This window comes from Sphingomonas sp. R-74633, from assembly GCF_013416555.1.
In the GTDB taxonomy this organism is placed as follows: domain Bacteria; phylum Pseudomonadota; class Alphaproteobacteria; order Sphingomonadales; family Sphingomonadaceae; genus Sphingomonas.
This window is the reverse complement of record NZ_JACCFG010000006.1, coordinates 349,720-373,882: the sequence shown is the minus strand read 5'-3', so window position 1 is coordinate 373,882 and position 24,163 is coordinate 349,720. Positions and strand designations below refer to the sequence as shown.

Genomic DNA, 24,163 nt, shown 5'->3' with positions numbered 1-24,163 from the left:
AGCGCGGTCATTTCTTCGACGTCACCCAGACGGCAACCGGCGCGATCACCTTGCCCGGCGCCGGCTTGCCCACATCGACCCGATCGATGGCCACGAGTTCGCCGCTCTCGAGCGTGAAGGAGCCCCAGGGTTTGGGCATACGGCCGAACGTCATCTTCTGGATGGGCTGGCCGGTGGTGGAATTCATGATGGTGGCAACGACTGGCATCGGGGGCCGATACGCGCTCGATTCCGCACCTGTCCAGCCCGCCTGCGCCAGATACGAGGATGCCGCGGCCAATCTCGGCACCCCGGGGCAGTCGACGCCCCGCCCTTGCTGATTCGCGCCAAAAGGGCCACATGGGATCGACTGGCGTTCCCTTCGATGAGCGCCGATTCGCATATTGGCAGCGCTGGCTCCGGTTGTGAAAGCGACGCCTTGGTCGCGGCCCAGCAACCCGAACGGCCAATTTCCATGACGGCCAGAACCGCCAAACCCGGCCGCGATGCGCGCAATGACAGCCTGCGCGACGCCGACATTCTCGACGATGCGCGGATCCAGCCGCGGCATCCCCATTAATTCAGGAGCACTTCATGACCCCGATCACGTCCAAGCCCCCGCTTCGTCCCTTCCTCGTGACCAAGGATGAAGAAGGCATTTTCCGCGTGACCGTGCGGACCACGCGGTTCAATTCGCAGGGCTATCCGCTGGTCTCGAGCGAGATGCTGGAGGACGAGTTCAAGACGCAGACTGCAGCGCGAACCTTCGTTCGCGAGCAGTACAGCGCCGAGACCAGCCAGATCGCGACCAAATAGGGAAAGCTATTTGCGGTTCTTGCGGGCAGCGTAGCGCGCGTCGCGCTCTGCCTTGCGTTCGGCCTCGCTCTTGACCGCGTCGCTCTTGGCCGAGGTTGCAGCCGCTTCGTCGGCAAGCGCCTTGGCCTTGGCGGCGCGAGCAGCCTCTTCCTTCGCAGCCTTGGCCGCAGCCGCGCGCTCGGTGCGCTGCTTGGCTTCCTCAGCCTCACGCTCCAGTCGTGCGGCCTTGCGCTCGGCCAGTTCGGCCTCGCTCGGCGCGGCCTTGGCGCGCAGCTTGTCGAGCGCCTTCTGCCGGGCCTGGCGCGAAAGCTCCGCGCGCTCGTTGAAATCAGGGGGTCTGTACGAAGTCATGTGCGGCTAGCCATCCTGGGAAAATAAACCTTGGTCCGTAAAACGACAATGGGGCGGATGCGATCCTGTCGCACCCGCCCCATTGAGTCGATCGATCAGACCGCCTGGAGATTGACCGCCGACGACTTGCCGCGCTGATCGCTCTCGATGTCGTACGACAAGCGCTGGTCAGGCTGGAGCGTCGACATGCCGGCGCGTTCCACCGCGCTGATATGGACGAAGCTGTCATTGCCGCCGTCTTCCGGCGCAATGAAACCATAACCCTTGTCGGAATTGAAGAATTTGACCTTGCCGATCGGCATGGGATGTTCCTTTCGCGAAACATGGTTTCCCGCGTGCATGTGCAAGCGGAGCCAAGGAGCGAGAAAGGGAAGGATCTGCCCGAGGGCATCAATTTCCGTCGCAGGCGACGATAGCGCGGCTGCTATGGAGATATTGGGCGCGATAAGCAATGATGCCGTGCCTGGCGGTCATCCCTCCCGCACAGGCTCGAAGGCGCGCAGGAACACCTCGGCCGCCTGTTGCGCTTCCCGATCGCGCTCCTCGACGCTGATCTCCAGTCCCCACATCACCCGCTGCTGCACGCCCAGGCACAGGCTGGAGAGCGCCCGCGCGGCATGCAGCGGGTCGTCGCGGCGCAGATTGCCCGCGGCCATCTCCCGCTCGAAAAAAGCGCACAGCAACTGCTGGGTCGGCAGCGGCGCGCGGCGGTAGAAGATATCGCCGACCTCGGGAAAGCGGTTGATCTCGGCCGCCACCAGCCGGTGCAGGCGCAGCCCGTCGGGCGAAGTGATCTTTGCGATGAAGCTGCGGCAGAATTGCAGCACGGTCGCACGCACATCGTCGCTGGGCTTGAGCAGGTCGGTGAGCTGGCGCCGATAGTCCGCCGTCGCATCGTCGAGCACCGCTGCGAACAACTCCTCCTTGGAGGGGAAATAGCTCCATAGCGTACCCTTCGAGCCGCCAAGCTCCGCCGAGATCGCCGACATCGACGCGCCCGAATAACCCTGGTCGAGGAACACGCGCTTGGCGATCGCCAGGATCGCCTCGCGCCGCTCTTCCTTCCGCGCCTCGCGCTTGCCGGGCGCCTTCTCCACGATTTTTTCCATTACCGTACTATAGGGTACGATTTCTGCTTGACAAGATGCCGGGTCGAGCCCATCTGCCGCGCCGTACCAGACAGTACGGTATTTAAATCATGATCCGATTCTCTCTTCGCCCGCTTTTGCTCACCGCGACTGCCGGGACTGCCCTTCTCTCCGCCTGCGCGCCGGTGCCGCAGCTCGGCGCCCGCCCCGAAGTGCGCGCGGCGACGAGCTATGCCGCCGACCAGTCGCTGGCCGCCCGCGCCGACGCGGCCAACTGGCCGGCCACCGACTGGTGGAGCGCCTATGGCGACCCGCAGCTCAGCGGCTTGATCGCCGAGGGGCTGGCCGACTCGCCCGATCTCGCCGCCGCCGCCGCCCGGCTCCGCTCGGCCCAGGGCTATGCCCAGCAGGCCGGCGCGGCGTTGCTTCCGTCGGTGGGCGTCAAGGCCGGCGCGACCGAGGGCAAGCAGAGCTATAATAACGGCATCCCCGCCGCCTTCGTGCCCCAGGGCTGGAACGACAGCGGCCAGGTTTCCGCCAACCTGAGCTTCGACCTCGATTTGTGGGGCAAGAACCGCGCGTCGCTCGCCGCCGCCACGTCGGATGCCGAAGCCGCGCGGATCGAGCTGGAACAGTCGCGGCTCGTGCTGTCGACCAACATCGCCAGCGCCTATGCCGATCTCGCCCGCCTTGCCTCGCAACGCAGCGTTCAGGCCCGGGCGGTCGAGCTGCGCAGCAATACGCAGAAGCTGGTCAGCGACCGGGTCACCAACGGGCTCGATACCCGCGCCGAACTCAAGCAGGCCGATGCCGCAGTCCCCGCCGCACGTGCCGACCTCGCCGCGACCGACGAGGCGATCGGCCTCACCCGCAACCGCATCGCGGCGCTGCTGGGCAAGGGTCCGGACCGCGGGCTGACGATCACCCTCCCCGCCGGCCCTGCCGAAAGCCACGGCCTGCCCGCCGGCGTGACCACCGACCTGATCGGCCGCCGCCCCGACATCGCCGCCGCCCGCGCCCGCGTCGAGGCCGCCGCCAGCCGCATCAAGGTGGCGCGCGCCGACTTCTACCCCTCAGTCAACATCAGCGCACTGATCGGCTTCCAGGCCTTCGGGCTCGACAATCTCTTCAAGAGCGGATCGACCTACGGCTCGGTCGGTCCGGCGGTGAGCCTGCCGATCTTCCGCGGTGGCGCACTGGCCGGCCAGTATAAGGGCGCCCGCGCCGGCTATGACGAAGCGGTCGCGAGCTATGACTCGGCCGTCACCACTGCCTTTCGCGAAGTCGCCGACGCAGTGACCAGCAAGAACGCGCTGGTCACTCGCCTGTCCGAGAGCCGCCAGGCGCTGAGCGACTCCGAAGCCGCCTATTCGATCGCGAAGCAACGTTATGAGGGCGGCCTCTCGACCTTCCTCAACGTGCTGAGCGCCGAACAGAGCGTGCTGCTCAACCGCCAGATCGTTGCCGATCTCGAGGCGCGGGCCTTCACGCTCGACGTCCAGCTCGTCCGCGCGCTCGGCGGAGGTTTTTCCACCAACAACGCGGCGGCCGCCGCAACCAAGGACTCGACCCATGGCTGACGCCGAACCCCAGATCCACATTGCGAACGCCGGGGAAGCGCCGGCCAAGCCGAGCCTGCGCAAGCGGCTGCTGGGTGGCATCGCAGGCGCGGTGCTGATCGCCGGCATTGGCTATGGCGGCTGGTACGCACTGGTCGGCAGCCACTATATCAGCACCGACAATGCCTATGTCGGCGCCGACACTGCCAGCGTGACGCCGATGGTCGCGGCGCAGGTCGCGGGCGTCGCGGTTTCCGACACCCAGACGGTGAAGAAGGGCGACATCCTCGTCCAGCTCGACGACAGCGACGCCAGGATCGCGCTTGCCCAGGCCGAGGCCGAGCTGGCCAAGGCCCGCCGCCAATATGGCCAGGCCTCGGCCACCAGCACCGCGCTTGCGGCGCAGGTCCAGGCCCGCGGTGCCGATATTTCCAGAGCCCGCGCCCAGCTCGCCGCTGCCGAGGCGGATTACGAGAAGGCGCGGGTGGACCTCGCCCGGCGCCAGCGCCTCGCCCCCAATGGTGCGGTGTCGGGTGAGGAGCTCACTTCGGCGACCAACGCCTTCTCCTCGGCCAAGGCCAATCTGGAGCTCGCGCGCGCCGGCATCGCCCAGGCGAACTCGACCCGCGGCGCGGCATCGGGCGAACTTGCGGCGAACAACGCGCTGATCAGCGGCACCACCGCCAATTCGGCGCCCGAGGTGCTCGCCGCGCAAGCCAAGGTGTCGCAGGCACGCCTCGATCTCGAGCGCACCGTGATCCGCGCGCCGATCGACGGCGTGATCACCCGCCGCGCCGTCCAGGTCGGCCAGCGCGTCGCCCCGGGCGCGCAGCTGATGCTGATCGTCCCGGTCGGCCAGCTCTATGTCGATGCCAATTTCAAGGAAGGCCAGCTGAACAGCGTGAAGGTCGGCCAGCCGGTGAGGCTCAAGTCCGACCTCTACGGCGGCAAGGTCGAGTATCACGGCAAGGTCGTAGGCCTGTCGGGCGGCACCGGCTCGTCCTTCGCGCTGATCCCGGCGCAGAACGCCACGGGCAACTGGATCAAGGTGGTCCAGCGCCTGCCGGTGCGCGTCGCGCTCGATCCTAAGGAACTCGCCGACCACCCGCTGCGCGTCGGCCTCTCGATGGACGCCGAGATCGACGTCTCGAAGAACTGAGGACCAGCCCGATGAACGGCAAGGCCGAGGAAATGGCGCCGCTGAAGGGCGTGTCGCTGATCCTGGCGGGCGTGGTGCTCGCGCTGACCAACTTCATGGTGGTGCTCGACACGACCATCGCCAACGTCTCGGTGCCGCATATCGCCGGCAGCCTGGGCATTTCGGGCAGCCAGGGGACGTGGATCATCACCTCCTATGCCGTGGCGGAGGCGGTGTGCGTACCGCTCACCGGCTGGCTCGCCGGACGCTTCGGCACGGTGCGGACCTTCACCTTCGGCATGATCGGCTTCGGCGTGTTTTCGGTGCTGTGCGGCCTGTCGAGCACGCTCGGCATGCTCGTCGCCTGCCGTATCGGCCAGGGCCTGTGCGGCGGCCCGCTGATGCCGCTGTCGCAGACGCTCCTCATGCGCATCTTCCCGCCCCAGCAGCGTGCCCAGGCGATGGGCGTCTGGGCGATGACCACCGTCGTCGCGCCGATCCTGGGGCCGATCCTGGGCGGTACGATCTCGGACAGCTGGTCGTGGCACTGGATCTTCTTCATCAACATCCCCGTCGCCGCGGCCTGCGCGTTCGGCGCGATGCGGCTGCTCGCCAAGGTCGAGACGCCGACGAGCAAGCTGCGCGTCGACCGCGTCGGGCTGATGCTGATGCTGCTGTGGATCGGCGCGCTGCAGATCATGCTCGATCTCGGCCGCGAACATGACTGGTTCAACGACGGCACGATCGTAACGCTCGGTGTGATCGCGCTGGTCGGCTTCCTGGTCTTCCTCGCCTGGGAAGGCACCGAGGACCAGCCGATCGTCGACCTGCGCGTGTTCCGCCACCGGGGCTTCACCGTCTCGGTGCTGTCGCTGGCCTTTGCCTTCGGCACCTTCTTCTCGTCCGCCGTGATCATCCCGCAATGGCTGCAGACCAGCATGGGCTACACCGCGACCTATGCCGGCTATGCCACTGCGTTCACCGGCGTGGCGGCGGTGATCATGTCGCCGATCGTCGCCAAGCTGTCGTCCAAGGTCGATCCGCGCGCGCTGGTCTGCTTCGGGATATTGTGGCTGGGCCTGACTTCGCTGCTTCGCGTCCACTGGAACAGCCAGGCCGATTTCTGGAGCCTCGCCTTCCCGCAGATGCTCCAGGGCTTCGGCATGCCCTTCTTCTTCATCCCGCTGACCACGCTGGCGCTCGGCGCGGTCGAGCCGCACGAAACCGCTTCGGCGGCAGGCGTGATGGCGTTCCTGCGGACGATGGCCGGCGCGATCGCCACGTCGATCTCGACCACCGCCTGGGACGACAGCGCCCGGGTCTCGCGCAGCGAGCTCGTCTCGAAGCTCAACAGCGACGGCACAGTCAACGCGCTCACCGCACAGGGCTTCTCGCTCGATCAGGCGCGGGGCGTGGTCGCCCAGCTGGTCGACAAGGAGGCCTTTGCGCTGGCGACCAGCCACATCTTCCTGCTCTCCGCGTTCGTCTTCGTCGCAGCGGCGATGATCATCTGGCTCACCCCGCGTCCGCGCCGCATGGTCGGCCCCGGAGCGGCACACTAGGCGCCGCACCCGACCGGCTTCAGCCGGTCGGACGGAGTCCAGCCAAACACCCAACCATGGGAGCATTCTGCACTATATCAGTGCCTTGAGGCCGAATCCCGAGGGTCCTACTGGCTGGGGCGGCAGGATTCGAACCTGCGAATGCCGGTACCAAAAACCGGTGCCTTACCGCTTGGCGACGCCCCAGCAGAGCGGGCGCTTATACGGGCTTAGATCAGCCGTTCAACCCAGCCGTGCGGGTCTTGTGCCGTGCCGCGCTGAATACCGCCGAGTTCGGCCCGCAGCTTCTCGGTAAGGATGCCGGGGCCGCCATTGCCGATCATGAACTCATAGCCGCGGCCGCGCACCTTGCCGATCGGCGTGAGCACCGCCGCGGTGCCGCAGGCGAACGCCTCGCGCAGCTTGCCGCTCTGGGCATCGGCCTTCCACTGGTCGATCGAATAGCGCTCCTCGCGCACCGTGATGCCCTGGTCGCGCGCCAGCGTGAGCAGCGAGTCCCGCGTGATCCCGGGCAGGATCGTGCCGCCCAACGGCGGGGTGATGATCGAGCCGTCGTCCATCACGAACATCACGTTCATCCCGCCGAGCTCCTCGACATAGCGATTCTCGACCGCGTCGAGGAACACGACCTGGTCGCAGCCTTCGCCGATCGCTTCCTTCTGCGCGACCAGGCTCGCGGCATAGTTGCCGCCGCACTTGGCCGCACCGGTGCCGCCCGGCGCCGCGCGGGTGTAATGCTCGGAAACCCAGAGGGTGACCGACGGCGCGCCGCCCTTGAAATAGGCGCCCGCCGGCGAGGCGATCACCATGTAGAGATATTCGCTGGCCGGCTTGACGCCGAGGAACACTTCGCTCGCGAACATGAAGGGGCGCAGATAGAGCGAGCCGCCCTCGATCTCCGGGATCCACTTCTGGTCGATCTTCACCAGCTCGCGGATCGAATTGAGGAACATTTCGTCCGGCAGCGGCGCCATCGCCATGCGCTCGGCGGATTCGCGGAAGCGGCGGGCATTCTCGTCCGCGCGGAACAGCGTCACGCTGCCATCGGGCGTACGATACGCCTTGAGCCCCTCGAAAATCTCCTGCGCATAGTGGAGCACGGCCGTCGCCGGATCGACCTGGATCGGCCCGCGCGGCAGGATCTTGGCGTCGTGCCAGCCCTTCTCGGTCGAATATTTGATCACCGCCATATGGTCGGTGAACACCTTGCCGAACCCGGGGTTCTCAAGCACCGCTGCACGGTCGGCATCGCTGACCGGGTTGGTGTGCGCTTCGAACTCGAAATCCAGGATCGTGGTGTCGTTCATCATACTCTTCCCGACTCTGCCTTGAGCGGCTTGCAGCGGGTTAGGCGCGGTGGCAGAAAGCGTCAACATGGCTGCCCCAATTCCTGCCTCTCCCCTGTTCCTGCGCGAGCCCGAGATCCGGCGCGGCGTGGAATTGCTCTATTTCGGCTATGCCCATCTCACCCGCTCGATCGATGCGGGGCTGGCCGAGCAGGGCCTGGGCCGCGCGCATCACCGCGCGCTCTATTTCATCGCGCGCAAGCCGGACCTGACGGTGAGCGAGCTGCTCGCGATCCTGTCGATCACCAAACAGTCGCTTGGCCGCGTACTGACCGAACTGGCCGATCGCGGCTTTGTCGAGACGCGCACCGGCGACCGTGACCGGCGCCAGCGCCTGCTGCGGCTCACGCCCTCCGGCGCGAAGCTCGAAGGCGAGCTGTTCGACGCGCTGCGCGAGAAGATGGCCGCCGCCTATTCGAACGCCGACCGCGATGCGGTGGGTGGCTTCTGGGCGGTGCTCGAGGGGCTGGTGCCCGACGAGGAGCGCGCAGTGGTGGCGACGCTGGGGCGCTAGGCCCCAGACGCCCTCCCGTCATCCGAGCCGGATCGACAGCTCCACTTCGTCGGTAAACGGCATCGACAAATAGCCGTTCGCGACATTGCCGACGCGCTCGAGATATTCCGGGCAATAATCGGCGTTGTCGGCGATCAGGATCGCGCCCGGCCGCAAGCGGCTCTCCACCCGGTCGAGAATGTCCGAATAGAGCGCCTTGGCGCCGTCGAGCAGCAGCAGGTCGATATGCTCGGGCAGGTCGGTCGCCAGCGTCTCCAGCGCATCGCCTTCGCGGAACTCGACCAGATCGGCCAGCCCGCCCTCGGCGAGGTTCGCCCTGGCCCGCGCCAGCTTGCCGGCTTCGAACTCGCTGGTGATCAGCCGCCCGCCGCCATTGTCGCGCAGCCCGGCCGCGAGGTGGAGCGTCGAGAGGCCGAACGAGGTGCCGAACTCGACGATCGAGCGCGCCCTGGTCGCGCGCACCAGCATGTAGAGAAGATTGCCCACCTCGGGTGACACCGGCAGCGCGAAGTCGCTGAGTTGGCCGTAGAATTCGCGATAGTCGGTCTTGCTGCGCATCATCGCGCGATGATCCTCGCTGGTCATGCCGGCAAAGGCCGGGTGGCGCGTCGGCGGGTTGGCATCGGACTCGGCGAACAGGCGCGCGAGCAGGGGCGCCACGGGGGCGCTCGATAGCGTCGTCATTTTGGGTTTCTCCGTGTGGAAGCAGGGGCTTGCCTGCTGGAACGGAAAATACGACTAGTTCGTCAGGTTTGACTATTCGCATTGGCAGAACGCCCGCATGACCACCGCCCGCAGCGCCCCTATTTCCTCGCGGAAACAGCCGAAACAGGAGCGCGCACAGCAGCTCGTCGAGGCCGTGCTCGACGCGGCTATTCAGGTTTTGATGAAGGAAGGCGCACAGCGTTTCACCACCGCGCGAGTCGCCGAGCGCGCCGGGGTGAGCGTCGGCTCGCTCTACCAATATTTCCCGAACAAGGCCGCGATCCTGTTCCGCCTGCAGAGCGACGAGTGGCAGCGGACATCGGCGCTATTGCGCAGCATTCTCGAAGATTCCGCCGCTCCGCCCCCTGCCCGGCTGCGCCGGCTGGTCCATGCCTTCATCCAGTCCGAATGCGAAGAAGCAGCGGTGCGCACCGCGCTGAGCGACGCGGCGCCGCTCTACCGCGATGCGCCCGAGGCGGTGGAGGCGAAGGGCGAAAGCGCCGGGATCTTCCGGGCGTTCCTGCTGGAGGCACTGCCGGGGGTGGAGGAAGCCAGGCGGACGCTGGCGGGCGACCTGATCAAAACCACGCTCAGCGAAGTGGGGAGCAGCTTTTCCGAGACGCCTCGCGAGGAGGCGGAGATCGTGGCATATTCGGAGGCCGTGGCGGATATGCTGTGTGCATATATGGAGAGGCTGGCCGAGGGGCTTTGACTATGGAGCACCACATCTGGCGGAAGATCAGGGCCACGGCGCTTGCCGCTTTGCTTGCGGCATCGCCCGTTCCCGCTCTCGCGCGCGAAGAAGCCGCGCCGCTGCCCGACGGGCTTGTCGCGTCGAGCCAGGCCAAGGTTCGCGGCCTATATGCCGAAGATCGCTTTGGCCGGGTAGACGTGAACGAGGCGGTGACGCAACTGGAGTCGAGCTGCGCGACGCGCGGCCTGAAAGCGAAGATCGAAGGCAGCGAGCTGCAATGGTCGGGCAAGCGCCAGATCTATCGCGACCGGGATCGCGTCGCGGTTTTCGAGAACATTCCTACCATCAGCGCAGACAGCGCGGCCTGCACCGCCCGGATCTCCCTGCGGCGCACCAGCTCGGTCCTCCCGGCGACAAAGGGCTCTCTGCAATTCGCCGGTTGGGACCACGACATTCCTGTCTGCAAGCCCAGATCGCTGATCCATAGCTGCATGGAACAGGTCATCGCCGGGGTGAAGGCGCGATGCGTAAGCGTGGGCGACCCGTTCGTCGGCTCCACCAATTGCTACTCGGCACAGCCGGATCTCAGCGAAGGCCTCATGCTCTCCCGCTCGGATTATTCCGACGACGGAAGCCTGCCGGACAACAGCTGGCAGATCGCCACCGTCCTGCCCGACGCCTTGATCGACCCCGCCGTGTTCGGTGCGAGGCCCTATAGCCCTACGCCACCTTGAAGCCTTCCTTGTTCATCGTCAGCGTCAGCGCCTTGTTCTTCTCGTCGCTGAGTTGGGCGCGCAGCATCGGGAAGAGGCGCATTTCCTCCTCGCCCATATGCTCCTCGATCGCGGCGCGGAACTCGCGGACCTTGGCGATCCAGTCGGGCGAGGCGGTGGGCGTGTTCTCGAGCTCGTAGAGATATTGCTTCACATAGCCGTGCTCTTTGGTGAGTTCGTCGGCACCCTCACGCTGCCCTGCCTCGCGCAAGGCGGGGTAGATGACATTCTCTTCCTCCACCGCGTGCTTCATCAGCGCGTGCTTCAGATGCGCGAGCAGCAGGTTGCGCTTGGTGGTGGAGCGCTCGTCGGTCGCTTCGATCTGGTCAAACACCTTGCGCACGGCTTCATGCTCTAGCGCGAGCGCTTCATCCCAATTGCCGGCGAGCAGGCTCGGCGCCTGCACCGCCGCCTTGCGTCCGAGCAGGGCGAGCACGCCCAGCGCCATGCCGCCCGCCGCGGCGCCGGCGATCACGCCGAGGTTGTGGCCGGTGCTCGTCCGCTTCGATCCGGTGAAGCGGCCCTTATTATCGCGGGTGGCAGTGGTGGTCGTCATGGCGCTCGACTCCATCGGTTACGCTATCGGCGCAACAACGGCGGAGCGGAGCAGGCGTTCCTAGCGGCGCGCCTCGGCGGCCATTTCGGCGCTGCGGCGCTCGGAGGCTTCGAGCGTCGCCTGCATCAGCTTGCGGATCGCGCCATCGGCATCGAGCACGTCGAGCCCCTTGCGCGTCGAGCCGCCCGGGCTGGCCACCCGGTCCGCCAACGTCGAAGGCGGCGCATCGGCTTCCGCGGCGAGCAGCCCTGCCCCGCCCACCGTCGCGATCGCGAGGCGCAGCGCCTGGTCTTCGGGCAGCCCGAGGCCGGTACCGGCGGCGGCGAGCGCGTCGATGAAGCGATAGGTGAAGGCCGGGCCGCAGCCGGCGAGCACGCCGAGCAGGTCGAGCCCGCGTTCGTCGGCCATCCACTCGACCAGCCCGAGCGGCTGCATCAGTGTATCGGCCGGATGATTATGTTCGCCGGCCATGCCGACGACCCCTTTGCCGATCGCCACCGGCAGGTTCGGCATGACGCGCACGATCGCACCGGCGGTGAACCGGTCCGCCAGCGATGCCAGCTCGACGCCGGCGAGGATCGAGATCAGCAGCTTCACGCCGGCTATACGGGCGCCATGCGTTTCGGCGATCAGGTCGATCTGCTGCGGCTTCATGCCGAGCATCACCGCGTCGGGCAGCGGCCCTTCGGGGAACTCGCGGCCCTGGCGCACGCCGGCGGGCAGCTCTCGGTCCTCGCGGTTGACGACGAAGACCTGGGCGGGGTCGATCGTCCCCGTCTCGATCCAGCGGCGCAGCATCGCGCCCGCCATGTTGCCGCAGCCCACCAGCCACAGGCTGGCCGGGGGGATCGGCTTCACGCTTCGCCCTGCGTTTCGATAAGCGAGGAGGCGAGCGCGTCCTGCGGCGTCTTGCCGCCCCACAGCACGAACTGGAACACCGGGTAGAAGCGCTCGCACTCGTCGATCGCGCTTTCCACCAGCAACTCGGCCTGGGCAAGGCTCAGCGTCGGCTCGTCGCCGTCGATCAGCGCGGCATGGCGGAACAGCAGGATGCCGCTCTGCGACCAGAGCTCGAAATGGCCGATCCACAGCTGCTCGTTGACCAGCCCGATCGTCTCATAGACCGCCAGGCGGCGCTCATCGGCAACGCGGATGTCCGGGAACGCCAGGAACTGGAGCACACCGTCATCTTCGCGCCAGATCGCGCGCAGCTCATATTCCGTCCAGCTTCCCTTGACCTTCGCCACGATCTCGTCGTCATCGCGGCTGTGCGTCCAGCCATGCGCGCCGAAATAGCTTTCGAGCATGTCGATAGGGGCTGCGTCGTCGCGGTCGAATTCCGCTTCGTCGAGCATCAGTTTCTCCACTGGGGCCGGATTGCTTGGCCAGAATCTGCCAACCGCATCGGGCCCGCACAAGCGCGGGGTTCACAACCCTGCGCAAAAGCTGTGGACAAGGTGTTTATGCTTGTCCTGCCGGCTTTTTAGGCGATTTCGGCGCCTTGGGCGCGGCTGCCGGCCGGGCAGTCCCGCCGAGCTGTGCCTCGAGCGCGGCGAGGCGCGTCTTGAGCGCGTCATTCTCGTCGCGCGCGGCCACGGCCATCGCCTTCACTGCCTCGAATTCCTCGCGGCTCACGAAATCCATGCCGCCGATCCACTCGCGGGCGCGCTCACGAGCGGCACCCTCGGTCTCACGTGCGACGCCGGCCAGCGTGCCAGCCGCGCCGTTCACGAACTTCACGAAATCGTCGAACAGGCGGTTGTCGGTCTGCATCTCGAGTTTCCTTACGCGATCACTTGATCTGTATTTCGTCAGCCGGACGCGCGGATACAAGGCTTCCCGCGTTCGGATTGAGCTGGTGGATCTGGTAAAGCAGATAGCCGGCAAAGCCGATCCAGGCCAGATACGGAAGCAGCAACACCGCCGCAAAGGTGCGGATGCGCGCGAACAGGATGAAAGTGATCAGCGCCAGCACGAACAGCGCGCCAAGGATCGCCAGCGCCGGCACCACCTGGTGCATGCCGAAGAATACCGGCGACCAGACCAGGTTGACCAGCATCTGCACCCCGAAGACGACGAGCGCGGGGCCGCGCAGCGTCGATCCGCGTGCATTGATGATCATCGCCAGCGCCAGGCCCATCAGGATGTAGAGTGCAGTCCAGGCCGCGGGGAACACCCATTCCTCGGGCATGATCGCGGGCTTCACCAGCCGGGCGAACCAGGGATTGGCGTTGCCCGACGGCGCCAGGCGCGCGGACGTGAAGCCGAGCAGCAGGATAAACGGAACCGTCACCACGGCCCATCGCAGATAGGCGAGCCTCAGCTGCCCCTTCGATGCGATTTCCCTCAACTTGACCTCCGATCGTCCCCAGGTCGCAAGGGCTATGTTGCAGCGCGCCGAAAGGCAAGCGCTGCTATTCTGTGTCCACAGCTTGATCTGCGGTAGCGCTATCGGCTCTGGTCGCGCCGATCAGGAATTCGACATTTCCCTCAGGGCCGGTGATCGGGCTGGTGGTGATGCCGGCGACGTTCCAGCCCTGCGCGGCGACCCACTCGGTCACCTCGCGGCACACGCGATCATGCACTGCGGCATCGCGGACCACCCCGCCCTTGCCCACTTCCTCGCGACCCGCCTCGAACTGCGGCTTGATCAGCGCCACCAGCCGCGCGCCGGGCCGGGCGAAGCGGAACGGCACTTCGAGCACCTTGGCGAGCGAGATGAAGCTGGCATCGCAGACGATGACGTCCGCGGCCTCGGCGATATGCCCGGGGGTGAGCGTGCGGGCGCTGGTCTGTTCATAGACGATCACGCGCGGGTCCTGGCGCAGCTTCCAGGCGAGCTGGTTGGTGCCGCTGTCCACCGCATAGACGCGCGATGCGCCGCGGGTGAGCAGCACGTCGGTGAAGCCGCCGGTCGAGGAGCCGACATCGATCGCCACCGCACCGGTCACGTCCCAGCCGAAATGGTCGAGCCCATGGGCGAGCTTGATCCCGCCGCGCGACACCCAGGGATGATCGCGCCCGCGCACGTCGATCGGGGTTTCCTCCGGCAGCTGCTGGCCCGGCTTGTCGATCTTGCGGTCGCCGGCGAAGACCAGCCCGGCCATGATCAGCGCCTGGGCGCGGGTGCGGCTCTCGGCAAGGCCGCGGTCCACGAGCATCTGGTCGGCACGTTGCTTGGGCATGCCCCCCCCTAGGGCCAACCGCTTCGGATGCAAAGCCGCGCGGCGGAGCAGGCGCTGTACGAGAAAGTCTGAGCCAACGGACTGGCGCAGCCGGCCTTCGATCCGGCGCAAGGCCTATTGCCTATTAGATTAGTAGGAATAAATCTGATGCTCCGGCCTGCCCTCCCTTGGAGTGCAAAGTGATGAGTATCTTCTCCCCGCTAGACGACCATTCGCCGCTCGTCCTCACCGTTCCCGGGCTTGGCGGCTCGGGCCCGTCGCACTGGCAGACTTTGTGGGAACAGTCCCGCCCCGATACCAGCCGGGTGGAGCTGGGCATGTGGAACACCCCGCACCGCAATGCCTGGGTGACCAGGCTCGACCAGGCGATCCGCAGCGCGCAGGCGCCGGTGGTGCTCGCCGCGCATAGCCTGGGCTGCCTGGCCGTCGCCTGGTGGGCCGAGCTGTCGCCCCAGCCCTTCGGCTGGCCGGTGGCAGGCGCACTGCTCGTCGCCCCCGCCGATGTCGACCGGGCCGAAGCCAAGCCCGAACTGGCCGGCTTCGCGCCGGTGCCGTCCAAGCCGCTGCCCTTCCCCTCGATCACGGTGGCGAGCCGCGACGATCCTTGGATCGGCTTCGACCGCGCCCGCGAGCTTGCCAAGGGCTGGGGCAGTTTCTTCGTCGATGCCGGGCCGCAGGGGCATCTCAATGCCGCCAGCGGGATCGGCTGGTGGCACGAAGGCCAGGCGCTGCTCGACCGGGTGCTCGACGCCGCATCGGACCGTAGCGGCCGCGTCCGTTCCGCCGCCGATGCCCGCTCGATCCTCGCGATTAACGCTACGGACGCCGCGCAAAGCCACTATCTCGGACAGCATGCATGATTTCGACGTGCGCCCCGCCCAAACCGGCGCACGGCACTGGTAACCGCCCGCAAATCGCCTACATTGGATTTGCGGGCGTGGCCGGGTGGCGTCCCCTAGAGCGTCACCCGGCCTACCCGCACCTTTCCCCGCCTCATCCCAGCTTTCATCGGTCGTGTGGCAACGCTAGACCCGCGCGATGGATCGCCGAGACCTGCTCGCCGCCGCCGGCCTGACCGGCCCGCTGCTCCCCCTCGCCGCCAGGGCTGCCGCCGCGCCGCTCGCCGGCCCAACCGCACCCGATGCGAGCTTCCCGCTCTGGCCCGGCGACGCGCCCGGGCTGCTCGACAAGGGCTTCCAGGGCCATGTGCTGGTCCGCAATCCCGATCCCACATTCCCCGACCGCGCAATGGATCATATCCGCACGCCGCGGCTCGATGTGTTCCGCGCGAAGAACCCCAATGGCGCGGCGATGCTCGTCATGCCCGGCGGCGGCTATGCCCGGGTGGTGGTCGATAAGGAGGGCTATGAGCTCGCCCCCTGGCTCGCCGCGCGCGGGATCACTGCCTTCGTGCTGTTCTACCGCCTGCCCGGTGACCCGTGGAAGGACCCGAGCAACGTCGCGCTCGCCGACGCGCAGCGCGCGATGCGGCTGATCCGCCATCAGGCGCCCAAGTGGAAGGTCGATCCCAGCCGCGTCGGCGCGATGGGCTTCTCCGCCGGCGGGCATTTGTGCGCCGATCTCGCCACCCGCTTCGGCCGCAAGGTCTATGAAAGCGTGGACGAAGCCGATGCGCTCGATGCCCGCCCGATGCTCGCTGCGCCCACTTATCCCGTCGTCTCGATGGACCCGGCCTTCGCGCATATCGGCTCGCGCAACCAGCTGATCGGCAAGGACGCCAGCACCGAGATGGCCGTCGAGCATTCGCCGGAGCGCCAGGTCACCGCGCAGACCCCACCCTGCTTCCTCTGCCATGCCGAGGACGACACCACGGTGCCGATCCAGAACACGCTGGCGTTCCGCGCCGCGCTCAAGGCGGCCAAAATTCCGGTCGAGACGCATTTGTTCGAACAGGGCGGGCATGGTTTTGGCTGGGGGGATCGCACCAAGGGCAAGCCGGCGCATCTCTGGCCGGAGCTGTTCCTGAGCTGGGCGAAAGGGCACGGCCTGCTCGGCTGATCGCACCTGCGATAAATCGCCGCGATGTTATGTTGTATCTTTAACCAGCCTGCCCTATATCGCTGCCCATGCCGGTGAGTCTTCCACTAGCCCGATTCTGGGGCGGTATCGATGCACGTCTCGATCGCATTGCGATGGGGATCAGTGGCCTGTGTCTGGTTCACTGCATCACCACCACCGTTTTGCTCACCGTGATCTCCTCGGCCGGCGGGCTGCTCAACCCCGCGATTCACGAGGTCGGCCTGACCCTGGCGATCCTGATGGGTGGCTTTGCGCTGACCCGCGGGGTGATGTCGCACGGCTATATGGCCCCCGCGGTTGTCGGTGCCTTCGGGATCGGCATCATGGCCGGCGCGCTGTCGCTGCCGCATGGCGACTTCGAGATTTTCTGGACGCTGGTGGGCGTGAGCCTGGTTGCGCTCGGCCACGATCTCAACCGTCGCGCGACCTACTGAACTTGCCGCGCAGGCCCCTCGGGCCTACATCAGCATCATGCACGCGCACGACCATCACGAGCACCAGGGGAACGACCTGACCAAGGCCGCACAGGCGACGCTGGAGAAGTCCGGCGAGCAGTGGACGGCGATGCGCGAGCGCGTGTTCGAGGCGCTGGCAGGGTTCGAGAAGCCCGCCTCCGCCTATGACATTGCCGAGGCGGTCTCCAAGGCCGAGGGCCGCCGAGTCGCGGCGAACAGCGTCTACCGTATCCTCGACCTGTTCGTCGGCTCGAACCTGGCGCGCCGGGTGGAGAGCGCCAACGCCTATATGGCGAACACCCACCCGGACTGCCTGCACGACTGCATCTTCCTGGTGTGCGACAGCTGCGGCCAGACCACGCATATCGATGACGACTCGATCACCAAGACGGTACGCGCCGCCGCCAAGGGCGCGGGCTTCTCGCCCGAACGCCCGGTGATCGAAGTGCGCGGCAAATGCGCGGATTGCGACTGATCGACGCTACGGCGCGTTCTGCATTTCCTCTGCACGCAAAATCCACGATCGCAAGGTTCGACTTCGCCGGATCGCGGGAGTAAGGGGTATCGGATGGCCGATCTTCCCAGCACGCCGTTGCTCGACACTGTTGATACCCCGGATGACCTCCGCAAGCTGAAGCCGCAGCAGCTCCGCCAATTGGCCGATGAGCTGCGCGCCGAGACGATCTCCGCGGTGGGCAGCACCGGCGGGCATCTCGGCTCCGGCCTCGGCGTGGTCGAGCTGACCGTCGCCATCCATTATGTCTTCAACACCCCCGACGACCGCCTGATCTGGGACGTCGGCCACCAATGCTATCCGCACAAGATCCTCACCGGCCGCCGCGACCGCATCCGCACGCTGCGCCAGGGCGGCGGTCTGTCGGGCTTCACCAAGCGCAGCGAGAGCGAGTACGACCCGTTCGGCGCGGCGCACTCCTCGACCTCGATCAGCGCGGCCTTGGGCTTCGCAATTGCCAACAAGCTCGCCGGCACGCCGGGCAAGGGCATTGCGGTGATCGGCGACGGCGCGATGAGCGCGGGCATGGCCTATGAGGCGATGAACAATGCCGAGGCCGCCGGCAATCGCCTGGTGGTGATCCTCAACGACAACGACATGTCGATCGCGCCGCCGGTGGGCGGCCTCTCGGCCTATCTCGCGCGCGTCGTATCCTCATCCGAATATATGGGGCTGCGCAGCCTCGCCAAGCGCGTCACCCGCAAGCTCTCGCGCCGCCTCACCTCGATGGCCGGCAAGACCGAGGAGTTCGCCCGCGGCATGGTGACCGGCGGCACGCTCTTCGAGGAGCTGGGCTTCTATTATGTCGGCCCGATCGACGGCCACAACCTCGAGCATCTGATCCCGGTGCTCGAGAATGTCCGCGATGCCGAAGAAGGCCCGATCCTCGTCCATGTCGTCACCAAGAAGGGCAAGGGCTATGCCCCGGCCGAGGCGGCGGCGGACAAATATCACGGTGTCCAGAAGTTCGACGTGATCACCGGCGCCCAGGCCAAGGCGCCCCCGGGGCCGCCCCAGTACCAGAACGTCTTCGGCGACGCGCTGATCGAGGAAGCGAAGCGCGACGAGAAGATCGTCGCGATCACCGCCGCCATGCCCTCGGGCACCGGCGTCGACCGTTTCGCCAAGGCCTTCCCCGACCGCGCCTTCGACGTCGGCATCGCCGAGCAGCATGCGGTGACCTTCGCCGCCGGCCTCGCCGCGCAGGGCATGCGCCCCTTCTGCGCGATCTACTCGACCTTCCTGCAGCGCGCCTATGACCAGGTCGTCCATGACGTGGCGATCCAGAACCTGCCCGTCCGCTTCGCGATCGACCGCGCCGGGCTGGTCGGTGCCGATGGCGCGACGCATGCCGGCAGCTTCGACGTCACCTATCTGGCGACGCTCCCCAATTTCGTGGTGATGGCGCCGGCCGACGAGGCGGAGCTGGTCCATATGACCCACACCGCCGCGCTCCACGACAGCGGCCCGATCGCGCTGCGCTATCCGCGCGGCAATGGCGTCGGCGTCGAGCTGCCCGCGGCTCCGCAGCGGCTCGAGATCGGCAAGGGCCGCATCGTCCGCGAGGGCAAGACCGTGGCGATCCTCTCGCTCGGCACCCGCCTGGGCGAGGCGCTCAAGGCCGCCGAGACGCTCGAGGCCAAGGGGCTTTCGACCACCGTCGCCGATCTCCGCTTCGCCAAGCCGCTCGACGAGGAGCTGATCCGCCGCCTGCTCACCAGCCATGAGGTTGCGGTGACCATCGAGGAAGGCGCGGTCGGCGGCCTCGGCGCGCATGTGCTCACCATGGCGAGCGACCAGGGCCTGATCGACGCGGGCCTCAAGCTGCGCACAATGCGCCTGCCCGACATCTTCCAGGACCAGGACAAGCCCGAGCTGCAATATGCCCAGGCGGGGCTCGACGCGAACGCGGTCGTCGACACCGTTCTCAAGGCGCTGCGCTACAACGAGGCCAATGTGGCGGACGGCGGCGCGCGAGCCTGAGCCGCGCTCCCCGGCTAACTGTTCCCCGGCGAAAGCCGGGGCCCAGTGTTTCTCTGCCGGATCGCTCTGTTACCCTGGGCCCCGGCTTTCGCCGGGGAACTGAGTGCTGCCGATAGCCGCTGGTTATCGCCGACAAACCCCTGATTCCATGGACAGCGACAGCGGAGCCGGTCACCCTCCCCGCCTATTCAGCGCCGGGGATTTGTCGATGTTCTACCGCCACGCCTTAGCGGCCCTTCTCTTCGCCGCCACCCCGGCCGCCGCGCAGGACCGCGGCTTCGACAAGGCAGTCACCGATTTCCGCGCGCTCCACCGCGCCGAAGTGGCCAAGGCCGGGATCGCCGGCAGCAGCTTCTATGTGATCCGCGACGGCCGCACCGTCGTCGCCGACCATATCGGCGAGCAGGATGCCGATGCGCATGTGCCCGTCGACGCCGCGACCATCTATCACTGGGCGTCGATCACCAAGACGATGACCGGGATCGCGATTATGCAGCTGCGCGACCGCGGGCTGCTCAAGCTCGACGATCCGATCATCCGCTACGTGCCAGAGCTCGCCGGCGTCCATGATCCCTTTGGCGACCCGAGCACGATCACCATCCGCCAGCTGATGAGCCACAGTGCCGGTTTCCGGAACGGCACCTGGCCGTGGCGCGACAAGGAGTGGCAGCCCTTCGAGCCTCCGGGCTGGGAGCAGCTCAAGGCGATGATCCCCTATACCGAGGTGAAATTCAAACCGGGCAGCAAGTTCAGCTACTCAAACCCCGGCATCGTCTATCTTGGCCAGGTGCTCGAGCGGCTCTCGGGCGAGGATTTCGAAGTCTATATCGACAAGAACATCCTGCGCCCGCTCGGCATGACGTCGAGCTATTTCGACCGGACGCCGCCCTATCTGCTGCCGCACCGCGCCCACAGCTATTACATCCAGGACGGCAAGCGCCTCCCCGCCCGCTTCGATGCCGATACCGGGGTGACCGTCTCGAACGGCGGGCTCAACGCGCCGCTGCCCGACATGGCGAAGTACGTCGCCTTCCTGCTCGGTGACCCGAAGCGCAGCGGCGAGTACGACCTCGTCCTCAAGCGCGCCTCGCTCGAGGAGATGTGGCGGCCGCAAATCTCGGCAGGCGAGGACTTCACCCAGGGCCGGATGGCGGCGACCACCTGGAGCGGCCTGTCCTTCTTCCTCGACAAGACCGACGGCATCCGGATCATCGGCCATAATGGCGACCAGAACGGCTTCCGCGCCTATCTGAGCCTCTGCCCCGACCAGCATATGGGCAGCCTGCTCACCTTCAACACCGAGACGCGCGGCGTGGAGAACGCGCCCGCCAACCGCGACATGCCCGAATCGCGCGTTGCGCTGGCCACCGACAGCCTGTGCAAGGCGGTGGCTGCGAAGGGCACTGCTTCGAAATGAGCTGCTCCCCGGCGAAAGCCGGGGCCCAGGGTAACAGAGCGATACGGCAGAGAAACCCTGGCCCCCGGGCTTTCGCCGGGGGAGCAGTGAGCGTTGCGTTACCGCGCCCGCAGCAATTTCCCGCTCTTCCCCACCCGCACACCGCTCTCATAAGCCGGCTTGCCGCCCACCATCACCAGGTCGAAGCCCTCGGCCTTGGCGAACGGATCGACATAGGTCGAGCGCGCCTTCACCCTGGCCGGGTCGAACAGGATCAGATCCGCCTTCATCCCCGCGCGCACCAGCCCGCGATCGCCCAGCCGCAGGATATGGGCGGGATAGCCCGTGCCCTTGCGCACCATCTCCTCGATGCTGAGCTTCTTGTCCCGCACCACATATTCCTCGACCAGCTTGGCATAGGTGCCGGTCGCGCGCGGGTGGCGCATGTCCGGCCCGCCATCGGTCGAGAAGGCGACGTGCGGATCGACGAGCAATATGTCCTGCAGCGCCTTGTCCTGGGTGAAATGCGCGCCCGAACCACTCTGCGGGCCGATCTTGATCAGGAAGTCGGGATATTCCATCCCGGCCTCCGCAGCCGCTTGGGCCAGCGTCTTGCCGGCATAGGGTTTGGTGCCGATCAGCAGCGCTTCCGGACCCCCGCGCCGCGTCATCCGCTGGACCAGATAGTCGCGCAGCTCCTGCCGGCGCTCGGCCACCACCTTGGCATAGTCGGTCGGCGGCAGCGCCCATTTGGGAAAGAGGATCGCAATGCCGGTATAGCCCGCCTCGTACGGATATTGGTCGGCGGTCAGGTCGATCCCTTGGCGGCGCTTCTCGGCGAGGAAGGCGAGCAGCGCGCGCGCCCGCGCCTCGCCTTTCCCGAACACCACTTTCAGATGCGAGATATGCGGCCGCGCCGGCAGCGACGAGGCGATCAGCTCGTCGATCGAGGCCTGGATGTCCTCGTCATTCTCCGAGCGCATATGGCTCATCACCACGCCGCCGTAGCGGGCTACCACCTTGCCGAGGTTGGTCAGCTCCGCCGTCTCGGAATAGATGCCCGGCACATATTCCAGCCCATAGGACAGCCCGAACGCGCCCGCCTTGAGCTCGCTGTCGAGCTGCGCCGCCATCCGCGCCAGCCCGGCGGCATCAGGCTTGCGCACCGAATCCGGCACCCCGGCGGCGCGGCGCAGCGTGCCATGGCTGGCGAGCAAAGCGACGTTGATGTCGATCTCCGCGCGGTCGACCGCGGCCATCCAGCTGCGCGGATCGAGCTCCTTGCCGAGCCGCGGCCCGCTGCCATCCTGGCCGAGCGTGATCGTGGTGACGCCCATCGCCAGGAACGCCTCGTAACTGTCCTCCAGCGGATCGCCATGGCTGTGCATGTCGATAAAGCCCGGCGCCAGCACGCGCCCCTCGCCCGCGACGACGCGGGCGGCGTCCCCCTTGCCCGTGGGCGCGCTCACCGAGACGATGCGGTCGCCGGCGACCAGCACATTGGCCAGCCGCGGCGGCGCCCCCGTCCCGTCGACAAGCCGCACTTCGCGGAACAGCGTCGTCGGCTCGGCCGCCAGCGCGGAGAGGCCCGGCAGGCTCGCCAGCCCGCCCGCCGCCACTGCGCCGCCGATCGCCTGTCGCCGTGTAAAACGCTGGCGCATCCCGCTTTCCCCTGTCGTTCCTGTTGGGCGGGACTATGCGCGCAAGCCCGGCGCAGGCGAATCGCTAAGGCTGCATAGCCTCATGGCTTCTGCGCATAGGCCCGCTCCACCGGCTCGAAGCCACCCCAGTTCTGGCGCTGCCGGCCCTTGCTGTTCTTGTCATATTCCTCGCGCCACGGGTCGACGAAGCTGCTCGCGGCCCAGGCATCATATTGCTGCGCCATCTTCTTCACCCGGTCCGGCTGGGCGGCGGCGAGGTCGTGCATCTCGGCGCGGTCCTTGTTCATGTCGAACAGCTGCCAGGGCTGCTCAAACCGCGCGACCAGCTTCCACTGCCCGTCACGCACCGCGCGGTTGCCCTCATGCTCCCAGAAGATCGGCTTGTCGCGGGTGAGCGGCTGACCGCTGAACGCCGGCATCATCGACCGGCCCTGCATCGGGAGGATCGCATTGCCGTTGAAGCTCTTCGGATAGCTGGCACCGCTGACATCAACCAACGTCGGCATGACGTCGATCAGATGGCCCGGCGCGGTGACCAGCGTGCCGCGCTGCTTCGCGCCGATGCCCTTGGGCCAATAGGCGATCAGCGGCGTCGAGATGCCGCCTTCCTCGGTATAATGTTTGAAATACTGGAAGGGCGTGTTCTCGAGCGTCGCCCAGTTCATTCCGGCCCACACCACCGATTGCGCGCTGCCCGGCGTGCCCTTGCCGTTCAGCCGGCCGTCCGGGCCGCTTTCGCCGTTGCCGCCATTGTCCTGCATGAACAGGATCAGCGTGTTGTCGAGCTCGCCCGACGCCTTGAGCCGCTCGACCAACGTGCCGATCGCGCGGTCGACCCGGCTGATCACCGCGGCATAGACCGCCATCATCGTGTCGAACCGGTCCTTGTCCGCCGCAGTCAGCTTGTCCCAGTCATAGCTGCCCGACAGCGCGGGCGGCAGCTCGGCGTCGGCGGGGATGATGCCCAGCTTCTTCTGCTTTGCGAACCGCTCGCGGCGTACCGCCTCCCAGCCGCGCAGATACTTGCCCTTGAACTTCGCGACGTCCTCGGGGGGCGCCATCAGCGGGAAGTGCGCGGCGGTGAAGGGCATGTAGAGGAAGAAGGGTTTGTGCTCGGCCTCGGCCTGTTTGAAGAACTTGGTCTGCCAGTCGACATAGAGGTCGGACGAATACCATTCGCCGCTGCCCACGCGCGGCGAGTTGGCCGGCACTTTTTCGCCGTCGATATAGACATTCTGCGCGAGCGGCTGGGGTTGGTCGGGGAAATAGAGCTCGCCGAACGGCGAGGTCAGCGAATGGTCGAAGCCGCGATTCCACGGGCCGACATCGTGCGAGATGCCCATGTGCCACTTGCCCGCCATCGCGGTGTAGTAGCCCGCCGACTTCGCAACCTCGGCCAGCGTGACGACGCGGTCGAGCAGCTTGCTCCGCAGGCCCTGCGCCCCCGGAATGTCGACGCCCTCGAGATGTCCCAGCCCCGCCTGGTGCGGATAGGTCCCGGTCATCAGCGCGGCGCGGGACGGGCTGCAGCGGGCGTTGTTGTAGAACTGGGTGAAGCTCAGCCCGCCCTTGGCCAAGGCATCGATATTGGGCGTCGGGATCTCGCTCCCGAACGCGCCGATGTCGGAGAAGCCGACATCGTCGAGCAGAATCACGATCACGTTGGGGCGGGTGGGCTGCGGCTTGGCCGCGGTCTGGGCGCCGCTCTGGAGCGGCAAGGCGGTCGCGGCGACGGCGAGCGCGGCGCCACAGGCGCGGGTGAGCAGGCGGCGAATATGCGCAGGTTTCATGGCGAGGGTCCCTCTCTCTGGTGTCGAACGTCGCCGAGACCCTCCCCGGTGCAGGCGC

General features: G+C 67.0%; 28 protein-coding genes and 1 tRNA gene. 14 read left to right on the top strand and 15 right to left on the bottom strand.

Annotated features, from left to right (window positions below):
- Positions 1-7 precede the first annotated feature (7 nt).
- On the bottom strand, positions 8-208 hold the full coding sequence (locus tag HZY97_RS20630) for a hypothetical protein (RefSeq protein ID WP_180148020.1): 201 nt from the start codon (positions 206-208) through the stop codon (positions 8-10).
- A gap of 156 nt (positions 209-364) precedes the next feature.
- Between HZY97_RS20630 and HZY97_RS20625 the strand changes: the two genes are divergently transcribed.
- Both HZY97_RS20625 and HZY97_RS20620 read left to right on the top strand, forming a co-directional pair.
- Positions 365-559: a hypothetical protein gene (locus HZY97_RS20625; RefSeq protein ID WP_180147559.1), complete on the top strand. Its 195-nt coding sequence runs from the start codon at positions 365-367 to the stop codon at positions 557-559.
- Between the two features lie 14 nt (positions 560-573).
- Complete coding sequence (locus HZY97_RS20620; RefSeq protein WP_180147964.1) at positions 574-795, top strand: hypothetical protein; 222 nt, start codon at positions 574-576, stop codon at positions 793-795.
- Positions 796-801: 6 nt separating this feature from the next.
- On the opposite strand, the gene HZY97_RS20615 is transcribed toward HZY97_RS20620, so the two are convergent.
- From HZY97_RS20615 to HZY97_RS20605, 3 genes are all read right to left on the bottom strand, one after another.
- Entirely contained in the window at positions 802-1,146 is a 345-nt protein-coding gene (locus HZY97_RS20615) for a DUF6481 family protein (RefSeq protein WP_180147963.1), read from the bottom strand.
- Positions 1,147-1,241: 95 nt separating this feature from the next.
- Positions 1,242-1,448: a cold-shock protein gene (locus tag HZY97_RS20610; RefSeq protein ID WP_180147962.1), complete on the bottom strand. Its 207-nt coding sequence runs from the start codon at positions 1,446-1,448 to the stop codon at positions 1,242-1,244.
- Between the two features lie 168 nt (positions 1,449-1,616).
- Entirely contained in the window at positions 1,617-2,255 is a 639-nt protein-coding gene (locus HZY97_RS20605; RefSeq protein WP_180147961.1) for a TetR/AcrR family transcriptional regulator, read from the bottom strand.
- A gap of 89 nt (positions 2,256-2,344) precedes the next feature.
- Here HZY97_RS20605 and HZY97_RS20600 point away from each other — a divergent pair, with 89 nt between their 5' ends.
- The 3 genes from HZY97_RS20600 to HZY97_RS20590 are packed head-to-tail and all read left to right on the top strand — an operon-like array spanning position 2,345 to position 6,493.
- A complete protein-coding gene (locus HZY97_RS20600) occupies positions 2,345-3,814 on the top strand; it encodes an efflux transporter outer membrane subunit (protein ID WP_180147960.1) in 1,470 nt (489 codons plus the stop codon).
- Complete coding sequence (locus HZY97_RS20595; RefSeq protein ID WP_180147959.1) at positions 3,807-4,952, top strand: efflux RND transporter periplasmic adaptor subunit; 1,146 nt, start codon at positions 3,807-3,809, stop codon at positions 4,950-4,952. The genes HZY97_RS20600 and HZY97_RS20595 overlap by 8 nt, the downstream gene beginning before the upstream one ends.
- A gap of 11 nt (positions 4,953-4,963) precedes the next feature.
- Positions 4,964-6,493, top strand: a complete 1,530-nt coding sequence (locus HZY97_RS20590) for a DHA2 family efflux MFS transporter permease subunit (RefSeq protein ID WP_180147958.1) — start codon at positions 4,964-4,966, stop codon at positions 6,491-6,493.
- 111 nt (positions 6,494-6,604) lie between these two features.
- Here HZY97_RS20590 and HZY97_RS20585 read toward each other — a convergent pair.
- Positions 6,605-6,679 (bottom strand) — tRNA-Gln (locus HZY97_RS20585).
- A gap of 23 nt (positions 6,680-6,702) precedes the next feature.
- Positions 6,703-7,800 (bottom strand): branched-chain amino acid aminotransferase, encoded by a 1,098-nt coding sequence (locus tag HZY97_RS20580; RefSeq protein ID WP_180147957.1) that lies wholly within the window; start codon positions 7,798-7,800, stop codon positions 6,703-6,705.
- 67 nt (positions 7,801-7,867) lie between these two features.
- Here HZY97_RS20580 and HZY97_RS20575 point away from each other — a divergent pair, with 67 nt between their 5' ends.
- Positions 7,868-8,353: a MarR family winged helix-turn-helix transcriptional regulator gene (locus HZY97_RS20575; RefSeq protein WP_180147956.1), complete on the top strand. Its 486-nt coding sequence runs from the start codon at positions 7,868-7,870 to the stop codon at positions 8,351-8,353.
- A gap of 18 nt (positions 8,354-8,371) precedes the next feature.
- On the opposite strand, the gene HZY97_RS20570 is transcribed toward HZY97_RS20575, so the two are convergent.
- Positions 8,372-9,037 (bottom strand): O-methyltransferase, encoded by a 666-nt coding sequence (locus tag HZY97_RS20570; RefSeq protein ID WP_180147955.1) that lies wholly within the window; start codon positions 9,035-9,037, stop codon positions 8,372-8,374.
- A gap of 97 nt (positions 9,038-9,134) precedes the next feature.
- Here HZY97_RS20570 and HZY97_RS20565 point away from each other — a divergent pair, with 97 nt between their 5' ends.
- Positions 9,135-9,770: a TetR family transcriptional regulator gene (locus tag HZY97_RS20565; protein ID WP_180147954.1), complete on the top strand. Its 636-nt coding sequence runs from the start codon at positions 9,135-9,137 to the stop codon at positions 9,768-9,770.
- 2 nt (positions 9,771-9,772) lie between these two features.
- The gene (locus HZY97_RS20560; protein WP_180147953.1) at positions 9,773-10,486 is read left to right on the top strand and encodes a hypothetical protein; all 714 of its coding nucleotides are present in this window, start codon (positions 9,773-9,775) and stop codon (positions 10,484-10,486) included.
- Here the strand turns inward: HZY97_RS20560 and HZY97_RS20555 are convergent.
- The 6 genes from HZY97_RS20555 to HZY97_RS20530 all read right to left on the bottom strand — a co-directional run bounded on the left by HZY97_RS20555 (position 10,473) and on the right by HZY97_RS20530 (position 14,266).
- A complete protein-coding gene (locus HZY97_RS20555; RefSeq protein ID WP_180147952.1) occupies positions 10,473-11,081 on the bottom strand; it encodes a hemerythrin domain-containing protein in 609 nt (202 codons plus the stop codon). The two genes, HZY97_RS20560 and HZY97_RS20555, sit on opposite strands and share 14 nt — an antisense overlap.
- 60 nt (positions 11,082-11,141) lie before the next feature.
- Positions 11,142-11,939, bottom strand: coding sequence for a pyrroline-5-carboxylate reductase family protein (locus tag HZY97_RS20550; RefSeq protein WP_373684456.1), 798 nt, complete (start codon positions 11,937-11,939; stop codon positions 11,142-11,144).
- Complete coding sequence (locus tag HZY97_RS20545) at positions 11,936-12,436, bottom strand: YbjN domain-containing protein (protein ID WP_180147951.1); 501 nt, start codon at positions 12,434-12,436, stop codon at positions 11,936-11,938. Before HZY97_RS20545 ends, HZY97_RS20550 begins: the two co-directional genes overlap by 4 nt.
- A 106-nt stretch (positions 12,437-12,542) precedes the next feature.
- The gene (locus HZY97_RS20540) at positions 12,543-12,854 is read right to left on the bottom strand and encodes an accessory factor UbiK family protein (RefSeq protein ID WP_180147950.1); all 312 of its coding nucleotides are present in this window, start codon (positions 12,852-12,854) and stop codon (positions 12,543-12,545) included.
- 19 nt (positions 12,855-12,873) lie between these two features.
- Complete coding sequence (locus HZY97_RS20535; protein WP_180147949.1) at positions 12,874-13,431, bottom strand: TspO/MBR family protein; 558 nt, start codon at positions 13,429-13,431, stop codon at positions 12,874-12,876.
- Positions 13,432-13,495: 64 nt separating this feature from the next.
- Positions 13,496-14,266, bottom strand: coding sequence for a TlyA family RNA methyltransferase (locus tag HZY97_RS20530; RefSeq protein WP_180147948.1), 771 nt, complete (start codon positions 14,264-14,266; stop codon positions 13,496-13,498).
- Positions 14,267-14,448: 182 nt separating this feature from the next.
- Here HZY97_RS20530 and HZY97_RS20525 point away from each other — a divergent pair, with 182 nt between their 5' ends.
- From HZY97_RS20525 to HZY97_RS20500, 6 genes are all read left to right on the top strand, one after another.
- Positions 14,449-15,126 (top strand): alpha/beta hydrolase, encoded by a 678-nt coding sequence (locus tag HZY97_RS20525; RefSeq protein WP_180147947.1) that lies wholly within the window; start codon positions 14,449-14,451, stop codon positions 15,124-15,126.
- 178 nt (positions 15,127-15,304) lie between these two features.
- Positions 15,305-16,285 (top strand): alpha/beta hydrolase, encoded by a 981-nt coding sequence (locus HZY97_RS20520; protein WP_180147946.1) that lies wholly within the window; start codon positions 15,305-15,307, stop codon positions 16,283-16,285.
- Between the two features lie 134 nt (positions 16,286-16,419).
- On the top strand, positions 16,420-16,740 hold the full coding sequence (locus tag HZY97_RS20515; RefSeq protein WP_257215199.1) for a MerC domain-containing protein: 321 nt from the start codon (positions 16,420-16,422) through the stop codon (positions 16,738-16,740).
- Positions 16,741-16,777: 37 nt separating this feature from the next.
- Positions 16,778-17,236, top strand: coding sequence for a Fur family transcriptional regulator (locus HZY97_RS20510; RefSeq protein ID WP_180147944.1), 459 nt, complete (start codon positions 16,778-16,780; stop codon positions 17,234-17,236).
- Between the two features lie 93 nt (positions 17,237-17,329).
- Positions 17,330-19,258, top strand: coding sequence for a 1-deoxy-D-xylulose-5-phosphate synthase (gene dxs / locus HZY97_RS20505; protein ID WP_180147943.1), 1,929 nt, complete (start codon positions 17,330-17,332; stop codon positions 19,256-19,258).
- Between the two features lie 208 nt (positions 19,259-19,466).
- Positions 19,467-20,675, top strand: a complete 1,209-nt coding sequence (locus HZY97_RS20500) for a serine hydrolase (RefSeq protein ID WP_180147942.1) — start codon at positions 19,467-19,469, stop codon at positions 20,673-20,675.
- A 98-nt stretch (positions 20,676-20,773) separates the two neighbouring features.
- On the opposite strand, the gene HZY97_RS20495 is transcribed toward HZY97_RS20500, so the two are convergent.
- Together HZY97_RS20495 and HZY97_RS20490 are read right to left on the bottom strand one after the other, a co-directional pair.
- Entirely contained in the window at positions 20,774-22,315 is a 1,542-nt protein-coding gene (locus tag HZY97_RS20495; RefSeq protein ID WP_180147941.1) for an amidohydrolase family protein, read from the bottom strand.
- 80 nt (positions 22,316-22,395) lie between these two features.
- Positions 22,396-24,105 carry an arylsulfatase gene (locus tag HZY97_RS20490; protein WP_180147940.1) on the bottom strand — a complete coding sequence of 570 codons (1,710 nt, stop codon included), beginning with the start codon at positions 24,103-24,105 and terminating at the stop codon, positions 22,396-22,398.
- Between the last annotated feature and the right edge of the window lie 58 nt (positions 24,106-24,163).

Coding starts and splice junctions, on each gene's coding strand:
- HZY97_RS20575 (WP_180147956.1), top strand. CDS start 7,868: ATGGCTGCCCCAATTCCTGCCTCTCCCCTGTTCCTGCGCGAGCCCGAG.
- HZY97_RS20595 (WP_180147959.1), top strand. CDS start 3,807: ATGGCTGACGCCGAACCCCAGATCCACATTGCGAACGCCGGGGAAGCG.
- HZY97_RS20495 (WP_180147941.1), bottom strand. CDS start 22,315: ATGCGCCAGCGTTTTACACGGCGACAGGCGATCGGCGGCGCAGTGGCG.
- HZY97_RS20620 (WP_180147964.1), top strand. CDS start 574: ATGACCCCGATCACGTCCAAGCCCCCGCTTCGTCCCTTCCTCGTGACC.
- HZY97_RS20525 (WP_180147947.1), top strand. CDS start 14,449: ATGAGTATCTTCTCCCCGCTAGACGACCATTCGCCGCTCGTCCTCACC.
- HZY97_RS20500 (WP_180147942.1), top strand. CDS start 19,467: ATGTTCTACCGCCACGCCTTAGCGGCCCTTCTCTTCGCCGCCACCCCG.
- HZY97_RS20610 (WP_180147962.1), bottom strand. CDS start 1,448: ATGCCGATCGGCAAGGTCAAATTCTTCAATTCCGACAAGGGTTATGGT.
- HZY97_RS20490 (WP_180147940.1), bottom strand. CDS start 24,105: ATGAAACCTGCGCATATTCGCCGCCTGCTCACCCGCGCCTGTGGCGCC.
- HZY97_RS20580 (WP_180147957.1), bottom strand. CDS start 7,800: ATGAACGACACCACGATCCTGGATTTCGAGTTCGAAGCGCACACCAAC.
- HZY97_RS20530 (WP_180147948.1), bottom strand. CDS start 14,266: ATGCCCAAGCAACGTGCCGACCAGATGCTCGTGGACCGCGGCCTTGCC.
- HZY97_RS20625 (WP_180147559.1), top strand. CDS start 365: ATGAGCGCCGATTCGCATATTGGCAGCGCTGGCTCCGGTTGTGAAAGC.
- HZY97_RS20510 (WP_180147944.1), top strand. CDS start 16,778: ATGCACGCGCACGACCATCACGAGCACCAGGGGAACGACCTGACCAAG.
- HZY97_RS20520 (WP_180147946.1), top strand. CDS start 15,305: ATGGATCGCCGAGACCTGCTCGCCGCCGCCGGCCTGACCGGCCCGCTG.
- HZY97_RS20560 (WP_180147953.1), top strand. CDS start 9,773: ATGGAGCACCACATCTGGCGGAAGATCAGGGCCACGGCGCTTGCCGCT.
- HZY97_RS20570 (WP_180147955.1), bottom strand. CDS start 9,037: ATGACGACGCTATCGAGCGCCCCCGTGGCGCCCCTGCTCGCGCGCCTG.
- HZY97_RS20555 (WP_180147952.1), bottom strand. CDS start 11,081: ATGACGACCACCACTGCCACCCGCGATAATAAGGGCCGCTTCACCGGA.
- HZY97_RS20540 (WP_180147950.1), bottom strand. CDS start 12,854: ATGCAGACCGACAACCGCCTGTTCGACGATTTCGTGAAGTTCGTGAAC.
- HZY97_RS20545 (WP_180147951.1), bottom strand. CDS start 12,436: ATGCTCGACGAAGCGGAATTCGACCGCGACGACGCAGCCCCTATCGAC.
- HZY97_RS20565 (WP_180147954.1), top strand. CDS start 9,135: ATGACCACCGCCCGCAGCGCCCCTATTTCCTCGCGGAAACAGCCGAAA.
- dxs (WP_180147943.1), top strand. CDS start 17,330: ATGGCCGATCTTCCCAGCACGCCGTTGCTCGACACTGTTGATACCCCG.
- HZY97_RS20590 (WP_180147958.1), top strand. CDS start 4,964: ATGAACGGCAAGGCCGAGGAAATGGCGCCGCTGAAGGGCGTGTCGCTG.
- HZY97_RS20515 (WP_257215199.1), top strand. CDS start 16,420: ATGGGGATCAGTGGCCTGTGTCTGGTTCACTGCATCACCACCACCGTT.
- HZY97_RS20630 (WP_180148020.1), bottom strand. CDS start 208: ATGCCAGTCGTTGCCACCATCATGAATTCCACCACCGGCCAGCCCATC.
- HZY97_RS20615 (WP_180147963.1), bottom strand. CDS start 1,146: ATGACTTCGTACAGACCCCCTGATTTCAACGAGCGCGCGGAGCTTTCG.
- HZY97_RS20600 (WP_180147960.1), top strand. CDS start 2,345: ATGATCCGATTCTCTCTTCGCCCGCTTTTGCTCACCGCGACTGCCGGG.
- HZY97_RS20605 (WP_180147961.1), bottom strand. CDS start 2,255: ATGGAAAAAATCGTGGAGAAGGCGCCCGGCAAGCGCGAGGCGCGGAAG.